The sequence below is a fragment of the Variovorax monticola genome (assembly GCF_051216855.1).
Lineage (GTDB): Bacteria > Pseudomonadota > Gammaproteobacteria > Burkholderiales > Burkholderiaceae_C > Variovorax.
The window spans coordinates 363,199-379,831 of record NZ_JBPJZP010000001.1; the positions used below are offsets into that span (position 1 = coordinate 363,199).

Consider the following 16,633-nt stretch of genomic DNA (forward strand, 5'->3'; position numbering starts at 1 on the left):
TCCATTCAATCCTGTGAACGAAGCGATGAACCATCTCAAGAACCTTTCGAGCCGGCGCGCCATGCCGGCCCTGCGCCAGTGCGCGCTCGCGGCGGCCGCGGCCTGCGCGTTCGCCTTCACGGCCGGCCACGCCGCGGCTCAGGCGGCCCCTGCCGACACCGCCATGGTCCGGCTGATTCGCGGCCTGATCCAGAGCGGCACGCTCGCCAAGGACGTGGGCGAGGCCCTGCTGGCCCAGGCCCAGACCGAAGCCATGGCCGCGCAGCAGGCGCAGCGCATGCCGGCGTCCGCCACCGCGGCGTCGGCCGCCACCGCAGGCGGCATGCGGCTCGAAGCCGGCGACGTGCGCGTGCCCTACATCTCGCAGACCGTGCGCGACCAGATCCGCGACGAGGTCAAGGCACAGGTCATGGCGCAGGCCAAGGACGAAGGCTGGGCCGCGCCCAACGAAACGCCGGAGTGGAGCAAGCGCATCCGCGTGGAAGGCGACGTGCGCGTGCGCAACGAGTCGCGCGGCTACGCGGGCAACAACAGCAACATCGAGATCAACTGGTCCGAGCTCAACAAGGGCGCGGGCTACGACGTCAACCCCAACACCAACCTGTCGCTGCCGTCGATCCTCAATACGCAGCAGGACCGCCGCAACCTGTTCCGTGCCCGCGCGCGGCTGGGCGTGTATGCCGACCTCACCGAGAACACCAAGGCCGGCGTGCGCCTGGCCTCGGGCAGCGACGAGAGCCCGGTGTCGACCACCCAGACGCTGGGCGGCGGCCTGAGCAAGAAGAGCGTGTGGCTCGACCAGATGTGGATTTCGCACAAGCCCGTCGACTGGCTCACGGTGACGGCCGGGCGCTTCGGCAACCCGTTCATGTCCACCGACCTGGTGTACTCGAACGACCTGAACTTCGACGGCATTGCCGCGCAGTTCGAGAAGAAGCTCGCGTCGAACAAGGACCTCACGCTGTTCGGCACGCTGGGGCTGATTCCGCTCGAATACTCGTCCGACAACGCGCCCAGCCGCAGCCAGGAAAAGATGAAGAGCGAGAACAAGTGGCTGTTCGGCGCGCAGATGGGCGCCGACTGGAAGATCGACGAGGACAACCGCGTGCGCGGTGCGCTGGCGTACTACAACTTCCGCAACATCAGCGGCCAGGTCTCGCAGCCCTGCGCGCTGTATGCCGGCGCCGACGGCTGCAGCACCGACTGGTCGCGCCCGGCCTTCATGCAGAAGGGCAACACGCTCATGCTGCTGCGCGACATCTCGCTGGACCCGCTCAACCCGGCCGGCACGCCGCAGCCGCAGTACGTGGGGCTGGCCTCGAAGTTTCGCCTGATCGACCTGAACCTGCGCTGGGACACGGCGGTGGCGGGCAACAACCTGCGCCTGGACGCCAACTTCGTGAAGAACACGGCGTACGACGCCAAGGACATCTGGAACCGCGCAGGCAGCCGCGGCGCCATCGTCAACAACTTCGGTGCCACCGGCGGCACGGGCCAGGCCGACTTCAAGAGCGGCGGCAACGCCTACCAGGTGCAAGCCACCTACGGCAAGCCCGCGCCCACCGCGCGCGGCGACTGGAACGTGCTGGCGGGCTACAAGCGCATCGAGCCCGATGCGATGCCCGACGGCTACAACGACTCGACCTTCCACGGCGGCGGCACCAATGCGCGCGGCTACTTCCTGGGCGGCTCGTACGCGATCGACAAGAACATGTGGTTCACCGGCCGCTGGATCGCGACCAAGCAGGTCTACGGACCGCCGCTGGCCATCGACACCCTGCAGCTTGAATTCAATGCGCGCTTCTAGAAAGGAGCCAGCCGTGTCCAGAGCAAACACAATTCCGGCGCTGCTGCTTGCGCTGCTGGCGGCCACCGCCGGCACGACGCATGCGCAGGCGCCCGGCGGGCAGAGCATGGAAGAGCGGCTGCGCGCGCAACTGCGCGTGACCACCACCCAGCTGCAGCAGGCGCAAAACGAACTGGCCGCGCTGAAGGCCGGGCAGCCCGCGGGCGCGCCTGCCGTCGCGGCAACGCCCAAGCCGGAACTCGACGCGCTGAAGAAGGAGCTTGTGCAGAGCCAGTCGCAGCTTGCCGCCGAACGCCAGGCGCGCGAGGCGGCCAGCGCCGGCAGCCAGCAACTGCGCCAACAGGCACAGGCCACCAGCGAAAAAGCCACATCGCAGATCGCGCAGTACCGCAACGCCTACGACGATCTGCTGAAGATGGCACGCGCGTCGGAGGCCGAGCGCCAGCGCCTGTCGGGCGAGGCCGCGACGCAGCGCACCGCCCTCACGCAGTGCGAGGCGAAAAACGTGCAGCTGTATGCCGTGGGCCAGGAGATCCTGAAGGCCTACGAGACGATGGACGTGGGCAGCGTGCTGGCCTCGCGCCAGCCCTTCGCCGCGCAGAGCCGCGTGAAGTTCGAGCAGATTGCGCAGGAGTACGGCGACAAGCTCTACGCAAGCAAGTTCGACGTGCGGGCGGTGGGTGCGCCTGCGCCCACTGCACCGGCTGCATCCGCTGCGCCGGCCGCACCCACTGCACCGGCTGCACCCGCAGCGGGAGAGAAGCAATGACGCGCCTTCACCCGTCTTCTTCGGCCGCCGCGCTGGTGCTGCTGGCGTTGTCGGTTGGCGCCGCCAACGCACAGGCGCCCACGCCTTCGCCCGGCCAGGCCGTCGTGGCACGTGCCGGCGACCTCACGGTCACTCAGGACGAAGTCGCAAAGCTCCTGCTGGGGCTGCCCGAGGCCGAGCGTGCCGCCGTCAAGGCCGACCGCTCGACGCTGGACGGCTGGCTGCGCCAGCGCCTGCTGAGCGAAGCCGTGCTGCGCGACGCGCGTGCCAAGGGCTGGGCCGACAAGGCCGAAGTCAAGGCGAAGGTCGACGACGCCACGCGCGAAATCACCGCGCGCCTGGTGAGCAGCAGCTACCTCGATTCGGTGAGCCAGGTGCCGGCGGGCTTTCCGTCCGATGCGGACGTGAAGGCCGCCTACGAGCAGGGCAAGACCGGCTACAACCTGCCGGCCGCGTACCGCGTGGCGCAGATCTTCCTGGCCACGCCCGACCCGAGCCCTACCGCCGTCGCCAAGGTGCGCGAAGAAGCGAGCCGCCTCGCACGCCAGGCCCGCCGCGGCGATTTCGCGGCCGTGGCGCGCGCCAGCTCGCAGGACCAACGCAGCGCCGAGCGCGGCGGCGAGGTCGACACGCTGCCGCTGGCGCGCATGCTGCCCGCGCTGCGCGACACCGTGGCCGGGCTCAAGCCCGCGCAGGTCAGCGAACCGGTGCAGTCCGAGGCCGGCTTCCATGTCGTGAAGCTGCTCGACGTGGTGCCCGCGCGCACCGCCACGCTGGAAGAAATGAAGCCGCAGTTGCAGGCCGCCTTGCGCCAGCAACGCCAGCAGCAACTGGTGCAGGCCTACCTCGCGCAGATTGCGCCGGCCACCACGCTGAGCATCGATGCCGCCGCGCTCGACGCAGCGCTCAAGAAAACCAATTGAACCAACCGAACCACACACAGGGCCAACCATGAACAACTCCACCACGCCTGCCGAAGCCACCGACATCACGACGGCACCGCACCCCGACATGCTGGACGCCGTCACGCCCGAACAGGTGTCCGACGCCATCAAGGCGGCCGGCGGCGCCGTCACCACCATCGAGCAGGACGGCGTGCAGCGCCTGCACAGCGCCAGCCACGGCATCGGCTTCCAGGTGATGTGGGGCAACCCCGTCACCACCACGCAGTACACCGACTTCACGCTCAGCTGCCCGCTGCACGTGCAGGGCGGCACGCTGCCCGAGGCGGTGCTTGCCGCGTGGCACCGCACCAAGCGCTTCGCGCGCGTGGCGCAGCACGGCGACTTCGTGGTGCTGGAGATGGACGTGGTGGTGGCCGGCGGCGTGAGCCCGGCCTACCTGGCGTTCGCAGTGCGCCTGTGGATGCAGATGATGGGCGAGTTCTTTTTGCACCTGCGCAACTACGGCCCGGCCTCCGAGACGCGGCCGGAAGCCGCGAACGCGCAGGCCACGGCCCAGGGCGAAGCAGCGGCCGCCTGACGATGCGCGGCACGCCTCGCAGCGGCGGCATGGCGACGGGGGCGCGCTTTGTGCTGCCCGCCGACATCCACGATTCGCCGACCAGCCGCGCCATTGCCGCCACCGGCCGGCAGGCGCAGCGCGCACGCCGGGCAGAGACCGTGCGCTACAAGCAGCGCGCGGCCTTGATCGCGCTGCTGGCGCAAACCATGGCCGAGTTGAACATCTCGATGGCGGAGCTGGGCGCCGCGCGGCGAGCCCACGCCGGCAACGCGCCGTCGCACGACGGCGGCAGTTGAGCGGCAGCAGCGCCCTTCAGCGCGGCGTGCGCTGCGCCGGATCGTAGAAGAAGGTCTCGGCCACCAGCCGCTCGCCCTCCCAGCGCTGCCAGGCCACTTCTTCCATGTGGGTGGCGGTGCCGTCGGGCCATTCGAAATCGAACACCCAGCGGATCGCGACATGGTCACCCTGAACCAGCGCCGGCCGCACGCAGCGCGACGCCATCGAGCGGGCCCTGGCGTGGATCGCGTGCTCGCGCGCCATGGCCGTGTCGCGCCCGACGCGCGGCGCCGACTGGTTCTCGCTCACCGCAGCGTCGGGGGCATAGAACGCCTGGACGGCTTCGGCATGGGCGTTGGCTTCGACGAGCGCGATGAAGCGTTCGAGCGTCTCGGGTGTGGGCATGGCGGGTTCCTGGAAAAAGGGGAGGGGGATCACTCTGCCTCGTCGCACCGGGAACGTCGATTACCTGCGCGTCATGGCCGCCTTCAGGCGCGGGCCTATGCTGCGCCATGCACAACGACGCCATGAATCCGGCCTTCCAGTTGGGCCAGCGCCTGCGCGGCTGGCGGGAGCGGCGCGCCCTGAGCCAGATGGCACTGGCGCTGCAGGCCGAAGTGTCGACGCGGCACCTGAGCTTCGTGGAAACGGGTCGCGCCCAACCCGGGCGCGACCTGATCCTGCGGCTGGCCGAAGAGCTGGAGATTCCGCTGCGGGAGCGCAACCTGCTGCTGGCCGCCGCCGGGTTCGCGGCCGTGTTCGAGCAGCGGCCTTTCGACGATGCGTCGTTCGATTCGGTGCGCGCCATCATCGACGTCACGCTCGCGCGGCACCGGCCGTTTCCGGCCTACGTCATCGACCGGCACTGGAACGTGGTGCGCGGCAACGGCGGCGTGCCGGCGCTGTACGAAGGCATCGACGCCTCGCTGCTGGAAGCGCCGACGAACGTGGTCCGCCTGATGCTGCATCCGCTGGGCATGGCGCCGCGCGTGCAGCACCTGCCCGCCTGGCGCTCCCACTTCATCGTGCAGATGCGCCGCCAGTTCGACCTGACGGGCGACCCAGGGTTGGGATCGCTGCTGCGCGAGGCCCTGGCCTGGCCGGGCGGCATGGCGCCGGTCGACGAATCGACCGGCGGGCCCGCCATGACGCTGGACATCGACACGCGCATCGGCCGGCTGTCGTTCATCAGCGCCATCACGGTGTTCGGCAGCCCGGTGGACGTGACGCTGCAGGAGATTGCGCTGGAGGTGATGCATCCGGCGAATGCGTTCACGGATGCGGCGGTGCGCCAGGCCGAGGCGGCGCGTGCGCCGCGCCGCGAGGCACGCACGTAAGTCAATGCGACGGCCGTTCAGGGCGCTTTTTCATCGGCTATCCTGAAAGACACAATTTATCTTGAGCCTGGAAAGAACCGATGGAAGAAGTGAAGATCCTGCAAATCATGCCCGCCGACGGATGGGTCGCTGTCTACGACGGCGGCGACGACGGTGAAATGGAAGAAGCCCTGGCCTGCTTTGCGCTGGTGTCGGTCGACTACAAGAACGGCGACGGTCCTCAGACGGAAGTCCGCGGCATGGCGCCCGACGGCAAGACCATGGCGTTCGTGGAGGACACCGAAAATTTCCTTACGGTTCGCCGTGCCGAAGAAGCGGAAGAAGACGAGGACGAGGACGAGAGCGAAGACTGAGGGCCGAGGCCGCTCCTCGCCCTTTACAGCGCGGCCCACTCCACCTGCCCGCTGAGCCAGCAGCCGACCACGTCGCCGTGCGGCCCGAACCGCGCCTGCAGTTCGATGGCCGAGGGGTTGCCCATCGCTTCGCCCTGCCGGACGGTGGTGACCACCGGCGCGGCCGGTGTTCCAACGGGCACGGCATCGGTGGCGCTCAGGTAGCCCCACAACGCGGCCGCTGCAATGCCGGTGGCCGCATCTTCCGGATAGCCCGAGGAGCGCGGGAACTGCCGCGCCGCGACCACCGTCTTGCCATCGGCGGCGGCTTCCACGGCGTAGGGATAGAGCCCCGTCGAATCGATGGCCGCGCACGTGGCCTCGACCTGCGCCAGCAGGGGCGTCAATGCATCGAGCGCCGCGATGGTCGGCATGCGCACCAGCGTCTTGACGCGGCTGGTGGCGGCGTTCACGACCTGCGGGTTCCGCACCGTCGGCTGCCGCGGATTCAGCACCTGGCACACCCGTTCCCCGAAGTGCGCATCGAGGGTCGACAGCCGCACCTTCGGCTGCGAGATCCACACGCGCCCACGCGACGCGTCCCACCGGGCGTCGACCACGCCGCTCAGGGTGCGCACCCGCGCGAGGGGCGTGGTCCATTCGCCCCATTCACGCAAGGCCCACAGCGCGCCGACCGTGGCATGGCCGCACATCTCCATCTCGTGGTTGGGCACGAAGAAGCGGAAGGTCCAGTCGATGCCGGGCTCGTTCGGCGCGAACACGAAAGCCGACTCGTGGCCGTGGCGACGGGCCACGGCCTGCATGTCGGATGAGGCCATGCCGGCCGCGCTCCTCACCAGGGGAACCGGATTGCCACCGCAGGGGCCGTTGACGAAGACGCGCAGGCCCGCGACCTGTGCGGATGGTGGAGGGGTCATGTTCATGTGACGCGGTCTCCTTCGGTCAGTCGGCCGTCGCGCCAGCGGCCTGGGCGATGCCGCGCCAGAAGGGCGCGTCGCGCGCCACGGTGGCCTGCATGGCCGCCGACGTGCCGGGCGTCGCGTTCACGCCCTTGGAGGCCAGGTCCGCGGCAATCGCGCGGTCGCTCAGCACGGCGGTCAATGCGCGGTTGAACTTGTCCACGACCTGCGGCGGCGTGTTCTTCGGAAAGGCGAAGCCGTACCAGAGCGCCTGGTCGAACCCGGGCACGCCGGCCTGCGCGAAGGTCGGCACGCCCGCGAGCAGGGCGTTCGGCGCGGTGGTGGCGACGGCCACGAGCTTGTGGGCGTGGATGTAAGGCGCCAGGCCGACGGGGTTGTCGAACATGAACTGCACCTGCCCGCCGATCAGGTCGGTGTAGGCAGGGGCCGCGCCGCGGTAGGGCACGTGCACCAATGGCGCCTTTGCGACATCCTTGAACTTCTCGCCCAGCAGATGCGACACGGTGCCGGCGCCGACCGACGCAAAGCTCGCACCCTCGGGCCGGGCGCGCAGCGCGGCGATGAACGACTTCATGTCGGTCGCCTTCAGTTGCGGGTTGGCCACGAGCACATAGGGCGAGGTGCCGATGAAGCCGCCGTACGCAAAATCTTTGACGGGGTCGTAGGACAGTTTCTTGTAGACCCCCGTGCTCACGGCGTGCGTGCTCGTGGTCGCGATGCCGACCGTGTAGCCGTCGGGGTTGGCCCGCGCGACCATGCCGGAGCCGATGGTGCCGCCGGCGCCCGCGCGGTTGTCGATGACCAGTTGCTGGCCCAACTGCTTTTGCAGCGCCACCTGCACCGAGCGCACGACGAGGTCGGTGCCGCCGCCGGCGGGGAAGGGGACGATCACCGTGATCGGCTTGGTGGGCCACTCCTGCGCGAAGGCGCAAACGCCCGAAAGGGCCGGCACGGCGAGCGCCAGCGGTGCGAGATGTCGTGCCGCCGTGCGGGCGGCGCGCTGAAAGGTTGCGGGCATGGGTCGACTCCAAGGGTGTGTGGGCCGATGCTAGGAACACCCGTCGCAGGGCACGAACCCGGACGCGACGCAGGCCGATCCAGGGCGCGACAGGGCCGGCGCCGCGTGCTCAGTGCGGGATGGCGCGCAGCAGCCGGCCCAGGTGTCCGCTGCTCGCGAAGCCCAGCTGCACGCTGGTCTGTGCGAGCGTCTGCCCCTGCGCCATCAGCTCGCGCGCACGCCTTGCGAGCAGGCGGCGGCGGATGTCGATGGGCGACGCACCGAACTCCTGCCGGCAGGCGCGCTGCAGCTGCCGCTGCGAAACGCCCAGTTCGCAGGCGACCGCATCGACGAGCGGCACCTGCTGGTCCCACTCGAGCGCGAAGCCGAAACGGCGCACCATCTGCTGCCCGAGCGAGGGCCGGGCCGCGTCCGGCAGCAGCGGCAGGCTGCGCCCCACCGCGAGCTGCATGACGATGGCCTCGACCAGCGGCTCGGCGCTGCGCGGGTCCAGCGCGGCGGACACCAGCGCGTCGAGCATGGCGAGTGTGGCGCCGTCGAGCCGGAACGCACCGAAGCTGCCTCGGTCCTTGAGCACTTCGGGGGCGAGATAAAGCTCGCCGTGGCGTTGTTTCTGGGTGCTGGCCCGGGTGTTGTGCGCGGTGGCCGCGGGCAACAGGATGGCTGTCGAGCGAGACAGTTGCACGCAACCCGTGGCTGCATCCTGCATGCGCCCACCGTCGACCCACGCCGTCTTCAGGCCACCGGTCTGCGGCCACAGAAGCATCGCGCAGTCGTGCAGGTGCCAATCGCAGTGGTAGCGCGACTGGCCGCTGTAGCGCAACGCGAACCCGCGCGGTGCGGTCAGCGCGAGCTTGGGCGAAAGATAGGCATGTGGCGTCACGGGGGCAGCCTCCGGGGGGAAAAGGCAAGAAACCTCTGGCTTGCAATTATCGAACCGGGCTCCGTGAAGTCACTGACGGGCCGAGGCCGCGCCGCGCCCATCAGCGTGTGACGAATGACAAAAAGAACTCGTCCGTTCAACGAAGGTGTCTTGAATGCACGCCGTCGAGTGTGACTTCCTGCATATTTTTGGCCTTTCAATGCGTTGAATGCGACAAAGGTTACTTTTGAATGTGAATTCAAAGGCTCTGCAAAAGTCAATTAATTACAGTTCGCCTCCGCCCAGTAATAAAAACCTGCGGCAGGCAGCAAGGCATCGATTGATTTCAATGGTTGCCAATGCACATTCTCCCTTTTCGGGCAATTTAAGTGATTGATCGACGCGCCTTCACAGGGCACGTTCATATTGGAACGCCAATGATTAAAGAGTGGACGTCGCGCAATGTGGCGCTGGTGGACGGCGCGGAGGCACAGCGCGTTCAGTTGCGTCAAAGGCTTGAACGGGGCGGGTATGCGCCTGTGGTGTTTTCCGACGCCGCAGGACTGCTGGCTTCATTCGGCCTCGGAAATCGGTTCGACCTTGTCCTAGTGGTGGAAGACGATGCGTTGACGTGGTGCCAGCTGTCTGCCGTTTGCCGCGTGCTTCGCGTGCCCGCGTTTCTGCTGATCCAGGAATCGGACTGGAAGAAACGGATGGCAAGGGACCAGGATTTTCTGGCGTCGCCGCTCTTCGACTTCGCGCTCCTGAACACCGATGACTCCGAGCTCTACACCCGAATGTCCACGCTGCTGCTGCGCGCGGGCGATCGAGAAGACACCGTCGAGCGGCTCGAACCGGCGAAGCAGACGACGGTCGGCGGCTATCGGTTCGTCGAGGGACTGCAGCTCGTGGTGTACCAGGGGAAAGAAGTTCGCCTTGCATCGCGCCAGTTCGAGGTCGCGTTCGAGTTGTTCCGCAACCTGGGCGGCATGGTGGAGCGAAAGCGGCTGTGGACGTCGCTGTGGGGCGAGTACTCGCCGCGCAAAGGCACGCGGGCACTGGATGTCTGCGTGGCCAACGTGCGGAAAAAGCTCGACCTTTACCCCGAGAACGGATTCGTGCTGCGCGCTGTCTACAAGCGCGGCTACCAGCTGCAGGTCATTCAATCGCGCGCATTCGCTGCGCTGGAGGCCGAATGAACTGTTCATTCGGCCTCCAGCGCCGCCTGTCGCCCACGCGGAAGTGCCCGTGCACTCGGCGCTCCCCGATCAACGCATCGCGCCCCATGGGCTGCGTCTGGTGCTGTCGGGGGAGGGCGGCTGCAGGTTCGATCTGGCGCCGGGCCTGACGCTGACGCCCCCAGGCCCAGTCGATCTGCCAGCACCTGAAGCTCGACGTGGCACACGACGCCAGATGACGCCCCGCATTTCGTTGCTCGTCAGGGCCTCCGGCACCCAGGGCTTGGGACAGGCAGGGCTGGCGGGCTCGCTCAGGCGCCGCTTTCCGGTGGTAACGCCGACTCCAGCGCCTTGACTCGATTTGCCCGCCGAGCGGATCGGGCGTCCCGCTCCTGCCCGCTGCTCGCCATTCGGATGCGTGCGCATTACGCAATTCGTGCATGGACAGCAATCGAGAAAAAAGTAACTTTTAAAGAAATTTAAAAACGCCAGATTCCTTTCTAGTGTGAGCTTTTTCGCATTTTTCAAAATCACTAGATTCAAATGCGTCAAATTTCACTTTCAAAGAAATTCTCAGAGCGACGCGCGGACAAATGTTACTTAAGGTTCATATTTCGAGGTGGCCTTTCGCATGCCATATGGGCTTTGTGCCGACCCAAGCCAGCTTCGATTGATTCAAGCCCAACCCCTTTGGGAACTTTTTCACAAATCCAGCTTGAAAAGCCGGGCCAATTCTGGAAATCAAATGATCGGAAGATGGACTCCATGCCAAGTGGCACTGATCGACAGCATCGACAGCCAGCGCGTGCAGTTGCACGACAGGCTCGGAAAAGGCGGCTGCACGCCGGAGCTGTTCGCCGATGCATCCGGCCTTCTGACCGCGCTGAGTCGCGGAATGCGGTTCGAGCTGCTGGTGCTGGTTGAAGACGGCACCCACGCATGGAGGCAGCTCTCGGCGGTGTGCGGCGTGATCGGCATGCCCGCGCTTCTGCTGGTAAGAGAGCCTCGGAGCGATCAGTCGGCGCAGTGGCAACAGGACGTTCCCGATTCGCCGCTCTTCGATTTCGCGTCCATCGAGAGCGAGAACGGCGAGCTGTACAGCCGGGTCTACAGGCTGCTGCATCGCGCCAGTGAATTCCGCGAACCCTCCGCGGAGGCCAGCGACACGGTGTTCGGCGACTACGAATTTCACGAGAGCCAGCACGCCGTGATGCACGCAGGACGAAGGGTGCAGTTGCAGCGTCGCCAATTCGAACTCGCACAAGAGTTTTTTCGCAATCCGGGTCGCGTGCTGGAGCGTCAGCAGCTGTGGACTTTGCTATGGGGCACGGCGTTTCCGACCGAGGGCGGAAGGTCGCTCGATGTGTGCGTGGCCAGCGTGCGCAAGAAGCTCCAGCTTTGTGCGGAAAACGGCTTCGCGCTGAATGCCGTGTATGGGCGCGGCTACCAGCTTCGGGCAGTGCGGCCGCTGAGCGCATCAGCAACACCACCCTACGCCGCGGCGCCAACGCGCCTCGACTTCGTACCGCGTTCGTTTCCACCGCCCAAGCAGGCGGCTCCGGCTCCCTCGCCGCGCTGAATCGCCGACGTGGCGCGCCTGCGTGGCAGCTTCGGTACAGCCCAGAAGCTGAATCTCGGCGTGGGTGTGGGATGCGCGTAGTGAGCATCGCGAGCGAACAAAAACTCCAGGAAAAGAAAAAAGTGACAAGGACGAAGGCTTTCAGGATATCTGCCGCGTTGAGGGCAGCGCGCGGGGCCGCTTCACTGGCTGGGTGCGGGGGAGGCGAGAGCGGCGTTGCTGGTTTTCCGGTGATGGCGCAACAAGCAGCCGCAGCGCCGTCGGCGTCGATTCCTGAGCCGGAGCCAGTCCGCGAGCCGGAGCCAATCGCTGCCTCTGAGCCGGTCCCTGCGTCGGAGCCAGTCCCTGCGCCACCCGTGGCGATAACGCCAACAGTCACCCAAGTCATATTGACCGGCAAAGCCACTTACGACTCGGTGCCCAACCTGATCGGGCCGCTTGTCTACGCCGACACGGTCGTCAAGCCGGTGCGTGCCGCATCGGTGGAAGTCGTCGACGGCAAAGGTGCCGCAGTGGCCACCGCCACCACCGGCGAAGACGGCACCTACACGGTCACCGTGCCTGCCGGAACGATGCTCAAGGTTCGCGTTCAAGCGCGTCTTCTTCGCAGCGGCGGCGCGCCCTCCTGGGACGTGAGCGTGCGCGACAACACAAAGGAAAACGCCTTGTATTCGATGGACTCCGTGGCGTTCGCGTCCGGCACCGCCGCGCTCAGGCGCGACCTCCACGCAGCCTCCGGCTGGGATGGCGTCTCTGCCTACAAGAGCGTGCGCGTCGCTGCGCCCTTTGCCGTGATGGACACGGTCCACGCCGCGATGCAGAAGGTCCAGTCCGCGGCACCCGCGACGAAGTTCCCGGCGCTGAAGGTGTTCTGGAGTCCCAACAATCGACCGGCCAACGGCGTGAAAGCGGACGGGGAGATCGGGATCAGTCACTTTGTCCAAACCCTCGACGGCCCGGCGCTGTACATCCTCGGCAAGGAGGATGTCGATACCGATGAGTTCGACTCGTCCGTGATCGTCCACGAATGGGGCCACTACTACCAGGCTGTTTTCAGCCGTGACGACTCGCCGGGCGGCCTGCATGCGGGGAACGACCGCCTCGACCGGCGGATCGCGTTCTCCGAGGGATGGGGCAACGGCTGGTCGGGCATCGTGCTTGGGCGCAGCAACTACACGGATTCGTCCACGCCAGGTCAGGCGCAAGGCGGCAACATCGACCTCTCCCAAGGACCGACGGACAACCCGGGGTGGTATCGCGAGTTCACCGTCCAGTCGATCTTGTGGAACCTGAATGCGCAGGTCGGTTTCAAGCCGATCCACGACGCATTGACGAGCGAGCGATTCAAAACGCGCGCCGCGCTCACCTCCATTCACTCCTTCGTCGACGCATTCAATGCCGTGGCGCCTGCCAGCATGCCGGCCCTGGCAGCGTTGCTTCGTCCGCAGGGCATCAGCGATGCGCCCGACAACCCGTTCGGTTTGTTGGAAACCAATGCCGGCACGCCACCAGTGGCCAATGCCCTGCCGATGCACATCGAGGCGCAGGTGGGGGTTGCCAAGGCGACCTGTGTGTCGAATGAGGCAGGCACCAGGAACAAGTTGGGCAACGTCAGCTACTTCCATTTCACTGCGCCGCAGTCACGCGACTACCCCTTGGTATTGCTGCCGAGCACCGAGGGCACCAGCATGGATATCTCCGTTTTCCGCGGCGGCGCTCTTCCCCAGTTCACCATGGGTACGCCGGGTGCATCTTCTACCCCCAATGTGGCTTTGACCGCCGGCGCCGACTACATCGCAGCCGTTCGGGACCTCAATGGCACTGCGGCGTGCTTCAGCCTCACCATTCAGTAAGGAGAACAGCCATGATCAAAATTCGCACAAGCCCCGGTCTGGCGGCTGCCATCGCCGTGCTGTTCGCGACCGCTTCGCTGCCGTCCCACGCCACCACGCCGGCTCCCAGAAAGACCAACGACTCCGGGGTCACCATGACTTACAGCGTCGGCGCTGCGCCGCAGCTCGGGCGGGCGACGCCCGTCGTCCTGCAGTTCCACGGCGTGACCCATGCCGACGGCGCTGCCGTGCAACTGAGTGCCGAGTCCGGCCTCTCCATCCAGGGGCCGCCTGGCTTCGCGTTGCCTTCCGGCAAGCGCACCACAGTCACCGTGCCTGTGTTGAGCGAATCGGAAGGACGCTCGTATCTGAACGTCTTCATCACCCAGGGCGGCGGCAGGAGCGCCATCTCCATTCCGATCCAGACCGGCACGACGGCTGCACGCATGAAACCGTCTGGCGAGCTGCAGCGCAACTCACGCGGCGAGAAGATCATTTCGATGCCTGCGAAGTAGGGGATGCCGACTCGACACCCCCCGAGCACGCCTGAAGACCTGGCGTTGATCAGACAGAGTTTCGGCGTGACGACGGTCTTTTCGTCGTGGCCGAACGAGCTTCTGGAACGGTTGCTGCCTGCGTCAAGGCTGCGTCGGCACCTGCGGGGCGACCTGGTGCACAGCGAAACGCTGGACGCGCCGGAGATACTGACAGTGGTGTCGGGTCACATCATGGTGGCCCGGTTGAATTCGGGCGACTCGTACGCGCCCATCGCCATTCTCGGACCGGGCTTCGTCATCGGCATTCCGCGCGGACTGAACCCGGACGATGAAGCATTGCATGCCTACCATGCGCACGACGATGCGGTCGTGATCCACATTCCGGCAGAGGCGGTTTTTCATACGCTGGGTACCAAGGCGCAGCTCTGGAAAAGCATGGCACGGATGCTGTCGAGACAGCATCGCCAGATCGTCGCCACGGTGCTGGACCAGCTCACCGGAAGCACGCGCCAACGGCTCGCGGCCGCGATCGGCGGGCTCGCCCGGATCTACGGCATGGAAGACGGCTCGCTGCGCCTGCGCCTGAGGCTCTCGCAGGAAGACCTGGCCGCGATGCTGCAGGTGACACGCCGGTCCATCAACAGGGAGATGCGAGTGCTCGAAGAAATGGCGCTGCTGCGCTCGGAGTACAACGGCGTGACCATTCTCGATTTGTCGGCACTGCACAAGTTGGCAAACAGCACGACAGAGATCAGCGCCTGACCGTACCTCGATCTCCAGCGATGCCCGCGCCGACGATGACGAGATCGACCCGCACTCAATGCTCCTGGTGCGCCTGGACCGGAGGCGCGGCGCTGTGGCTCTCGACATTGCGGGCTGGCCGCTTCGCACCTGGAAACGCCGCGGCGAATGTCCCCGCCATGCCCGCACGGAACGAGAGAACGACGATGAAGAAGACGAAGCCCTGGACCACCGTGACCCAGTCCTGCAACCCAGCCATATAGGTCTCCATGCCGATCAGGGTCAACGCGCCCAGCACCGGCCCGATGATGGTGCCCAGCCCGCCAACCAGCGTCATCAGCACGAACTCGCCGGACATCTGCCAGGTCGCGTCGGTGAGGGTTGCGATCTGCACTGCGATGGCCTTGGTCGCGCCCGCGAGCCCCGTCACGCCGGCCGAGAAAACGAACACCGCCAGCTTGTAGCGATTGACGTTGTAGCCCAGCGACACGGCGCGCGGCTCGCTGTCGCGGATGGCCGCGATGATTCGCCCGACAGGCGAATGGACCAGTCTTGCGATCACCAAAATGGAAGCCGCACAGATCAGCAGCACGAAGAAGTAGGTCGAGATGTCGCTCTTCAGGTCCCACACACCGAAGGCCACGCCGCGCGGAATGTTCTGCATGCCGTCCTCGCCGTTGGTGAAGGGCGCCTGCACGCAGAAGAAGTAGACCATCTGCGCGAGCGCCAGCGTCGACATCGCGAAGTAGATGCCTTGCAGCCGGACGGCGATCACGCCCACGATGCCGCCCAGCACGACCGACGCAGCAGTTCCCGCAAGGATGGCCCACTGCGGCGCCATGCCAAGGACCGTCGCCACGTGCCCGGACACATAGGCCGAGAACCCGAAGAACATCGCATGGCCGAACGACAGCACGCCCATGTACCCGAGCAGCAGGTTGACGGCGCTGGCGGCGACGGCGAAGCACAACACCTTGATGAGAAACACCGGGTAGACGAAGAACGGCGCCGCCACCAAGGCCGCGACCGACACCGCGAGCACCAACCACGTCGAAGGCCCGCTGCGCTTCTTCGTCGAAGACGCCTGGCTGGTCATGGCACCGGAGAATTTCTGCGTGATCACGCCCTTGCCGAAGAGGCCTTCGGGCTTGACCAGCAACACCGCCGCCATGATGATGAAAACGACCGTGTCGGCCAGTGGCGCATAGAACACCTTCATCAGTCCTTCCGAGAGACCGAGCAGGTAGCCCGTGATGATCGCGCCCTTGATCGAGCCCATGCCGCCGATCACCACGACGGCGAAGATCACGACGATGAGGTTGGAGCCCATCGCCGGGCTGACGTTGTAGATCGGTGCAGCGAACACCCCCGCCAGTCCCGCGAGTCCCACGCCGAAACCGTAGACCAGCGTCACCATCAGCGGCACGTTGATGCCAAAGCCGCGCACGAGGTCAGGTCGTTCCATGGCGGCGCGCAGGTAGGCGCCGAGCTTGGTCTTCTCTATCACGAGCCAGGTGCCCAGGCACACGGCGAACGAAGCGAACAGTGCCCATAACCGGTAGTACGGCATGTAGCCCAGGTCGGTGCGAAAGCCGCCCGGCATCGGGTTCTCATACGGCAGGCCGGCAGCGCCGAAGCCTTTGCGGTAGAGCCCTTCGATGATCAGCGTGATGCCGAAGGTCAGCAGCAACCCGTAGGTGTGGTCCAGGTGGTAGAGCCGGCGTACGAAGAGCCGCTCCATCAGCATGCCACTCGCGCCGACCGCGAGCGGCGCAAGGACGATGGCGAACCAGTAGTTGATGCCGGCCCACTGCAGCAGCATCCAGGCTGCAAACGCACCCATCATGTACTGCGCGCCATGCGTGAAGTTCACGACGTTCAACAGGCCGAAGATGATCGCCAGTCCCAGGCTCATCATCGCGTAGAAGGAGCCATTGATCAGCCCAAGCAGGACCTGCCCGACGAGCGCTTGAGGCGAGATACCCAGAGTTTCAAACATG

General features: G+C 66.3%; 17 protein-coding genes. 12 read left to right on the top strand and 5 right to left on the bottom strand.

Annotated elements, in window-relative coordinates; translation table 11 throughout:
* The first annotated feature begins 25 nt into the window (after nt 1–25).
* Genes ACSFA5_RS01555 through ACSFA5_RS01575 form a run of 5 tightly spaced genes read left to right on the top strand, consistent with a single transcriptional unit; the run spans nt 26 to nt 4,336 of the window.
* The gene (locus ACSFA5_RS01555; protein ID WP_435442244.1) at nt 26–1,807 is read left to right on the top strand and encodes a putative porin; all 1,782 of its coding nucleotides are present in this window, start codon (nt 26–28) and stop codon (nt 1,805–1,807) included.
* 13 nt (nt 1,808–1,820) lie between these two features.
* Entirely contained in the window at nt 1,821–2,576 is a 756-nt protein-coding gene (locus ACSFA5_RS01560) for a hypothetical protein (RefSeq protein ID WP_435442245.1), read from the top strand.
* The gene (locus ACSFA5_RS01565; RefSeq protein WP_435442246.1) at nt 2,573–3,499 is read left to right on the top strand and encodes a peptidylprolyl isomerase; all 927 of its coding nucleotides are present in this window, start codon (nt 2,573–2,575) and stop codon (nt 3,497–3,499) included. The genes ACSFA5_RS01560 and ACSFA5_RS01565 overlap by 4 nt, the downstream gene beginning before the upstream one ends.
* A gap of 28 nt (nt 3,500–3,527) precedes the next feature.
* Nucleotides 3,528–4,058, top strand: a complete 531-nt coding sequence (locus ACSFA5_RS01570; RefSeq protein WP_435442247.1) for a YbjN domain-containing protein — start codon at nt 3,528–3,530, stop codon at nt 4,056–4,058.
* A 2-nt stretch (nt 4,059–4,060) separates the two neighbouring features.
* Nucleotides 4,061–4,336: a hypothetical protein gene (locus tag ACSFA5_RS01575; protein ID WP_435442248.1), complete on the top strand. Its 276-nt coding sequence runs from the start codon at nt 4,061–4,063 to the stop codon at nt 4,334–4,336.
* A 16-nt stretch (nt 4,337–4,352) separates the two neighbouring features.
* Here the strand turns inward: ACSFA5_RS01575 and ACSFA5_RS01580 are convergent, their stop codons facing one another.
* Nucleotides 4,353–4,721 (bottom strand): nuclear transport factor 2-like protein, encoded by a 369-nt coding sequence (locus tag ACSFA5_RS01580; protein ID WP_435442249.1) that lies wholly within the window; start codon nt 4,719–4,721, stop codon nt 4,353–4,355.
* Between the two features lie 122 nt (nt 4,722–4,843).
* Here ACSFA5_RS01580 and ACSFA5_RS01585 point away from each other — a divergent pair, with 122 nt between their 5' ends.
* Nucleotides 4,844–5,653 (top strand): helix-turn-helix domain-containing protein, encoded by an 810-nt coding sequence (locus ACSFA5_RS01585; protein WP_435442250.1) that lies wholly within the window; start codon nt 4,844–4,846, stop codon nt 5,651–5,653.
* An 80-nt stretch (nt 5,654–5,733) separates the two neighbouring features.
* A complete protein-coding gene (locus ACSFA5_RS01590; RefSeq protein WP_435442251.1) occupies nt 5,734–6,006 on the top strand; it encodes a hypothetical protein in 273 nt (90 codons plus the stop codon).
* Nucleotides 6,007–6,029: 23 nt separating this feature from the next.
* On the opposite strand, the gene ACSFA5_RS01595 is transcribed toward ACSFA5_RS01590, so the two are convergent.
* The 3 genes from ACSFA5_RS01595 to ACSFA5_RS01605 form a co-directional block, all read right to left on the bottom strand.
* Nucleotides 6,030–6,929: a PhzF family phenazine biosynthesis protein gene (locus ACSFA5_RS01595; RefSeq protein WP_435442252.1), complete on the bottom strand. Its 900-nt coding sequence runs from the start codon at nt 6,927–6,929 to the stop codon at nt 6,030–6,032.
* Nucleotides 6,930–6,948: 19 nt separating this feature from the next.
* Complete coding sequence (locus ACSFA5_RS01600; protein WP_435442253.1) at nt 6,949–7,944, bottom strand: Bug family tripartite tricarboxylate transporter substrate binding protein; 996 nt, start codon at nt 7,942–7,944, stop codon at nt 6,949–6,951.
* A gap of 109 nt (nt 7,945–8,053) precedes the next feature.
* The gene (locus tag ACSFA5_RS01605) at nt 8,054–8,827 is read right to left on the bottom strand and encodes a helix-turn-helix domain-containing protein (protein ID WP_435442254.1); all 774 of its coding nucleotides are present in this window, start codon (nt 8,825–8,827) and stop codon (nt 8,054–8,056) included.
* Between the two features lie 416 nt (nt 8,828–9,243).
* Here ACSFA5_RS01605 and ACSFA5_RS01610 point away from each other — a divergent pair, with 416 nt between their 5' ends.
* From ACSFA5_RS01610 to ACSFA5_RS01630, 5 genes are all read left to right on the top strand, one after another.
* Entirely contained in the window at nt 9,244–10,005 is a 762-nt protein-coding gene (locus ACSFA5_RS01610) for a winged helix-turn-helix domain-containing protein (protein ID WP_435442255.1), read from the top strand.
* 751 nt (nt 10,006–10,756) lie between these two features.
* Nucleotides 10,757–11,563, top strand: a complete 807-nt coding sequence (locus tag ACSFA5_RS01615; RefSeq protein ID WP_435442256.1) for a winged helix-turn-helix domain-containing protein — start codon at nt 10,757–10,759, stop codon at nt 11,561–11,563.
* Between the two features lie 389 nt (nt 11,564–11,952).
* Nucleotides 11,953–13,416, top strand: coding sequence for a carboxypeptidase-like regulatory domain-containing protein (locus ACSFA5_RS01620; protein WP_435442257.1), 1,464 nt, complete (start codon nt 11,953–11,955; stop codon nt 13,414–13,416).
* 11 nt (nt 13,417–13,427) lie between these two features.
* Nucleotides 13,428–13,910 carry a hypothetical protein gene (locus ACSFA5_RS01625; protein WP_435442258.1) on the top strand — a complete coding sequence of 161 codons (483 nt, stop codon included), beginning with the start codon at nt 13,428–13,430 and terminating at the stop codon, nt 13,908–13,910.
* 66 nt (nt 13,911–13,976) lie between these two features.
* A complete protein-coding gene (locus ACSFA5_RS01630; RefSeq protein ID WP_435442259.1) occupies nt 13,977–14,654 on the top strand; it encodes a Crp/Fnr family transcriptional regulator in 678 nt (225 codons plus the stop codon).
* 55 nt (nt 14,655–14,709) lie between these two features.
* Here the strand turns inward: ACSFA5_RS01630 and ACSFA5_RS01635 are convergent, their stop codons facing one another.
* Complete coding sequence (locus ACSFA5_RS01635; protein WP_435442260.1) at nt 14,710–16,632, bottom strand: ABC transporter permease; 1,923 nt, start codon at nt 16,630–16,632, stop codon at nt 14,710–14,712.
* Nucleotide 16,633 lies beyond the last annotated feature (1 nt).

Coding starts and splice junctions, on each gene's coding strand:
- ACSFA5_RS01575 (WP_435442248.1), top strand. CDS start 4,061: ATGCGCGGCACGCCTCGCAGCGGCGGCATGGCGACGGGGGCGCGCTTT.
- ACSFA5_RS01625 (WP_435442258.1), top strand. CDS start 13,428: ATGATCAAAATTCGCACAAGCCCCGGTCTGGCGGCTGCCATCGCCGTG.
- ACSFA5_RS01610 (WP_435442255.1), top strand. CDS start 9,244: ATGATTAAAGAGTGGACGTCGCGCAATGTGGCGCTGGTGGACGGCGCG.
- ACSFA5_RS01595 (WP_435442252.1), bottom strand. CDS start 6,929: ATGAACATGACCCCTCCACCATCCGCACAGGTCGCGGGCCTGCGCGTC.
- ACSFA5_RS01580 (WP_435442249.1), bottom strand. CDS start 4,721: ATGCCCACACCCGAGACGCTCGAACGCTTCATCGCGCTCGTCGAAGCC.
- ACSFA5_RS01635 (WP_435442260.1), bottom strand. CDS start 16,632: ATGTTTGAAACTCTGGGTATCTCGCCTCAAGCGCTCGTCGGGCAGGTC.
- ACSFA5_RS01585 (WP_435442250.1), top strand. CDS start 4,844: ATGAATCCGGCCTTCCAGTTGGGCCAGCGCCTGCGCGGCTGGCGGGAG.
- ACSFA5_RS01600 (WP_435442253.1), bottom strand. CDS start 7,944: ATGCCCGCAACCTTTCAGCGCGCCGCCCGCACGGCGGCACGACATCTC.
- ACSFA5_RS01555 (WP_435442244.1), top strand. CDS start 26: ATGAACCATCTCAAGAACCTTTCGAGCCGGCGCGCCATGCCGGCCCTG.
- ACSFA5_RS01570 (WP_435442247.1), top strand. CDS start 3,528: ATGAACAACTCCACCACGCCTGCCGAAGCCACCGACATCACGACGGCA.
- ACSFA5_RS01590 (WP_435442251.1), top strand. CDS start 5,734: ATGGAAGAAGTGAAGATCCTGCAAATCATGCCCGCCGACGGATGGGTC.
- ACSFA5_RS01565 (WP_435442246.1), top strand. CDS start 2,573: ATGACGCGCCTTCACCCGTCTTCTTCGGCCGCCGCGCTGGTGCTGCTG.